The 5,031-nt window shown below is 52.8% G+C and carries 2 tRNA genes and 2 rRNA genes; all 4 read left to right on the forward strand.

Annotation, left to right across the window (positions count from 1 at the left end):
• The 4 genes from H6F76_RS29420 to H6F76_RS29435 all read left to right on the forward strand — a co-directional run bounded on the left by H6F76_RS29420 (position 1) and on the right by H6F76_RS29435 (position 4,941).
• A 16S ribosomal RNA gene (locus H6F76_RS29420) occupies positions 1-1,490 on the forward strand.
• Between the two features lie 117 nt (positions 1,491-1,607).
• A tRNA-Ile gene (locus H6F76_RS29425) sits at positions 1,608-1,681 on the forward strand.
• Positions 1,682-1,762: 81 nt separating this feature from the next.
• A tRNA-Ala gene (locus H6F76_RS29430) sits at positions 1,763-1,835 on the forward strand.
• A gap of 232 nt (positions 1,836-2,067) precedes the next feature.
• Positions 2,068-4,941: ribosomal RNA gene (locus H6F76_RS29435) — 23S ribosomal RNA — on the forward strand.
• The 16S and 23S rRNA genes sit together here with 2 tRNA genes alongside, the layout of an rRNA operon.
• The last annotated feature ends 90 nt before the right edge of the window (positions 4,942-5,031 follow it).

Consider the following 5,031-nt stretch of genomic DNA (forward strand, 5'->3'; position numbering starts at 1 on the left):
AACATGGAGAGTTTGATCCTGGCTCAGGATGAACGCTGGCGGTCTGCTTAACACATGCAAGTCGAACGGAGTCCTTCGGGACTTAGTGGCGGACGGGTGAGTAACGCGTGAGAATCTGCCTTCAGGTTGGGGACAACAGTTGGAAACGACTGCTAATACCCAATGTGCCGAGAGGTGAAAGCTTTAGTGCCTGAAGATGAGCTCGCGTCTGATTAGCTAGTTGGTGGGGTAACGGCCTACCAAGGCGACGATCAGTAGCTGGTCTGAGAGGATGATCAGCCACACTGGGACTGAGACACGGCCCAGACTCCTACGGGAGGCAGCAGTGGGGAATTTTCCGCAATGGGCGCAAGCCTGACGGAGCAAGACCGCGTGAGGGAGGAAGGCTCTTGGGTTGTAAACCTCTTTTATCAGGGAAGAAGATCTGACGGTACCTGATGAATCAGCATCGGCTAACTCCGTGCCAGCAGCCGCGGTAATACGGAGGATGCAAGCGTTATCCGGATTTATTGGGCGTAAAGCGTCCGCAGGTGGTTGTTCAAGTCTGCTGTTAAAGCGCGAGGCTTAACCTCGTACAGGCAGTGGAAACTGAGCGACTAGAGTATGGTAGGGGTAGCGGGAATTCCCAGTGTAGCGGTGAAATGCGTAGATATTGGGAAGAACACCAGCGGCGAAAGCGCGCTACTGGGCCATTACTGACACTCATGGACGAAAGCTAGGGGAGCGAAAGGGATTAGATACCCCTGTAGTCCTAGCTGTAAACGATGGATACTAGGTGTTGCCCGTATCGACCCGGGCAGTGCCGTAGCTAACGCGTTAAGTATCCCGCCTGGGGAGTATGCACGCAAGTGTGAAACTCAAAGGAATTGACGGGGGCCCGCACAAGCGGTGGAGTATGTGGTTTAATTCGATGCAACGCGAAGAACCTTACCAGGGCTTGACATGTCGCGAACCTCGGTGAAAGTCGAGGGTGCCTTCGGGAGCGCGAACACAGGTGGTGCATGGCTGTCGTCAGCTCGTGTCGTGAGATGTTGGGTTAAGTCCCGCAACGAGCGCAACCCTCGTTTTTAGTTGCCAGCATTCAGTTGGGCACTCTAGAGAGACTGCCGGTGACAAACCGGAGGAAGGTGGGGATGACGTCAAGTCAGCATGCCCCTTACGTCCTGGGCTACACACGTACTACAATGCTACGGACAAAGGGTTGCGAGCTAGCGATAGCAAGCTAATCCCATAAACCGTGGCTCAGTTCAGATTGCAGGCTGCAACTCGCCTGCATGAAGGAGGAATCGCTAGTAATCCCAGGTCAGCATACTGGGGTGAATACGTTCCCGGGCCTTGTACACACCGCCCGTCACACCATGGGAGTTGGCCACGCCCGAAGTCGTTACTCCAACCGCTTGCGGAGGAGGATGCCGAAGGCAGGGCTGATGACTGGGGTGAAGTCGTAACAAGGTAGCCGTACCGGAAGGTGTGGCTGGATCACCTCCTTTTAGGGAGACCTACCCGCATTGACGCTTGAACACATTTTGTTATTAGAGCCAATGTTGGTCATCCCAAGGTCGTTCAAAGATAAGTGTTGGCTTCCAAGCTAGCTAGGTTTGGTTTATGGGCTATTAGCTCAGGTGGTTAGAGCGCACCCCTGATAAGGGTGAGGTCCCTGGTTCGAGTCCAGGATGGCCCACCTTTGAGAGCGGTCAGCCATCAGTTAGCGCCGTCAGTCTTTGGGGCTGAGGTTAGCTAACTGAGCGTTGGTAGCTTTTCTGGGGGTTTAGCTCAGTTGGTAGAGCGCCTGCTTTGCAAGCAGGATGTCAGCGGTTCGAGTCCGCTAACCTCCACTGGGCTTTTAGTTTTAGTCCAAGTTGTAGGGTCTTTATTTCAGCAACTCATCTAGTGTGTTTGGCTAGAGAGACTGCTGGATTTAATTCCAGTCAGAACCTTGAAAACTGCATAGTAACTTGTCAGGTAGAAAACGATAAGTAGTTGTTTGTTGCTACGCGAACAGTTTTAGTACTGTTAGCTAGCTGCGGTCGACTATTTATCCAATCACAGACACCAATGAAATTTTGTGGTCAAGCTACAAAGGGCTGATGGTGGATACCTAGGCACACAGAGGCGACGAAGGACGTGGTTACCGACGATATGCCCCGGGGAGTTGGAAGCAGGCATTGATCCGGGGGTTTCCGAATGGGGCAACCCTACATACTGTTACCTGAATCTATAGGGTAGCAAGAGCGAACGCAGCGAATTGAAACATCTTAGTAGCTGTAGGAAGAGAAAACAAACGTGATTCCCTTAGTAGCGGCGAGCGAAGCGGGAAGAGCCTAAACCAGATTGCATGCAGTCTGGGGTTGTGGGACAGCGACATGGACGCGAGCGGTTAGACGAAGCAGCTGAATACTGCATCAGAGAAGGTGAAAATCCTGTAGTCGAAAACTTAACGCTACTAGCTGGATCCCGAGTAGGTCGGGGCACGTGAAATCCCGATTGAATCCGCGAGGACCACCTCGTAAGGCTAAATACTCCTGTGTGACCGATAGTGAACCAGTACCGCGAGGGAACGGTGAAAAGAACCCCGGGAGGGGAGTGAAATAGAACATGAAACCATCAGCTTACAAGCAATCGAAGCACGATTTAACGTGTGACGGTGTGCCTGTTGAAGAATGAGCCGGCGACTTATAGGCACTGGCAGATTAAGCCGGGAATGGCGAAGTCAAAGCGAAAGCGAGTCTGAAAAGGGCGTTAGTCAGTGTTTATAGACCCGAACCCGGGTGATCTAACCATGTCCAGGATGAAGCTTGGGTAACACCAAGTGGAGGTCCGAACCGACTGATGTTGAAAAATCAGCGGATGAGGTGTGGTTAGGGGTGAAATGCCAATCGAACCCGGAGCTAGCTGGTTCTCCCCGAAATGTGTTGAGGCGCAGCGGCAATGATTATAGCTGGGGGGTAAAGCACTGATTCGGTGCGGGCTGCGAGAGCGGTACCAAATCGAGTCAAACTCTGAATACCCAGTGCACACATTGCCAGTGAGACGGTGGGGGATAAGCTTCATCGTCAAGAGGGAAACAGCCCAGACCACCAGCTAAGGTCCCCAAATCATCATTCAGTGATTAAGGAGGTGGGAGTGCAGAGACAACCAGGAGGTTTGCCTAGAAGCAGCCAACCTTAAAAGAGTGCGTAATAGCTCACTGGTCAAGCGCTCCTGCGCCGAAAATGAACGGGGCTAAATGATGTACCGAAGCTGTGGGATATGCAAATATCGGTAGGGGAGCGTTCTGTTGTAGTTAGAAGCATCAGCGAGAGCAGGTGTGGACGAAGCAGAAGTGAGAATGTCGGCTTGAGTAGCGCAAACATTGGTGAGAATCCAATGCCCTGAAATCCCAAGGTTTCCTCCGGAAGGCTCGTCCGCGGAGGGTTAGTCGGGACCTAAGGCGAGGCCGAAAGGCGTAGTCGATGGACAACTGGTTAATATTCCAGTACTTGTTTTGGTTTGTGCAGAGGGACGGAGAAGGCTAAGCTAGCCGGATGTTGGTTACCGGTTCAAGCGTCCGAGGTGCTGAGAGTCGGTGAAAACGACTTGAGCTGAGGCGTGAGTACGAGGGGATACGTCCCCGAAGTAGTTGATGTCAAGCTTCCAAGAAAAGCTCTAAACACGTTAAGCCAAAATGACCCGTACCCTAAACCGACACAGGTGGGAAGGTTGAGAATACTAAAGGGCGCGAGATAACTCTCTCTAAGGAACTCGGCAAAATGGCCCCGTAACTTCGGGAGAAGGGGTGCCAGCGAGAGCTGGTCGCAGTGAAGAGATCCAGGCGACTGTTTACCAAAAACACAGGTCTCCGCTAAGTCGCAAGACGATGTATGGGGGCTGACGCCTGCCCAGTGCCGGAAGGTTAAGGAAGTCGGTTAGCGCAAGCGAAGCTGGCGACTGAAGCCCCGGTGAACGGCGGCCGTAACTATAACGGTCCTAAGGTAGCGAAATTCCTTGTCGGGTAAGTTCCGACCCGCACGAAAGGCGTAACGATCTGGATGCTGTCTCGGAGAGAGGCTCGGCGAAATAGGATTGTCTGTGAAGATACGGACTACCTGCACCTGGACAGAAAGACCCTATGAAGCTTTACTGTAGCCTGAGATTGGGTTCGGGCTTTGCTTGCGCAGGATAGGTGGGAGGCTATGAGAGTGTTCTTGTGGGGACACTGGAGCCAACGGTGAGATACCACTCTAGCAAGGCTAGAATTCTAACCTTAGACCATGATCTGGTTGAGGAACAGTTTCAGGTAGGCAGTTTGACTGGGGCGGTCGCCTCCTAAAAAGTAACGGAGGCGCGCAAAGGTTCTCTCAGGCTGGTTGGAAATCAGCCGTAGAGTGTAAAGGCAGAAGAGAGCTTGACTGTGAGACCAACAAGTCGAACAGGGACGAAAGTCGGCCTTAGTGATCCGACGGCACCGCGTGGAAGGGCCGTCGCTAAACGGATAAAAGTTACTCTAGGGATAACAGGCTGATCTCCCCCAAGAGTTCACATCGACGGGGAGGTTTGGCACCTCGATGTCGGCTCATCGCAACCTGGGGCGGTAGTACGTCCCAAGGGTTGGGCTGTTCGCCCATTAAAGCGGTACGTGAGCTGGGTTCAGAACGTCGTGAGACAGTTCGGTCCATATCCGGTGCAGGCGTAAGAGCATTGAGAGGATTCCTCCTTAGTACGAGAGGACCGGGAGGAACGCACCGCTGGTGTACCAGTTATCGTGCCAACGGTAAACGCTGGGTAGCCATGTGCGGAGCGGATAACCGCTGAAAGCATCTAAGTGGGAAGCCCACCTCAAGATGAGTGCTCTCATGGGTTAACCCAGTAAGGTCACGGGTAGAACACCCGTTGATAGGCGGTAGATGGAAGTGTAGTAATGCATGCAGTCGAGCCGTACTAATAGACCGAGGGCTTGACCTCCATCATTGGTGATACTGAAACTAAAACAAGTTGCTATGCAGCCTTCAGGGCTCTGCTTTAAGCTTTTTGGCTTTCCTGGTGCCTATGGCG

It is taken from the genome of Leptolyngbya sp. FACHB-321, from assembly GCF_014695975.1.
GTDB lineage: Bacteria > Cyanobacteriota > Cyanobacteriia > Leptolyngbyales > Leptolyngbyaceae > Stenomitos.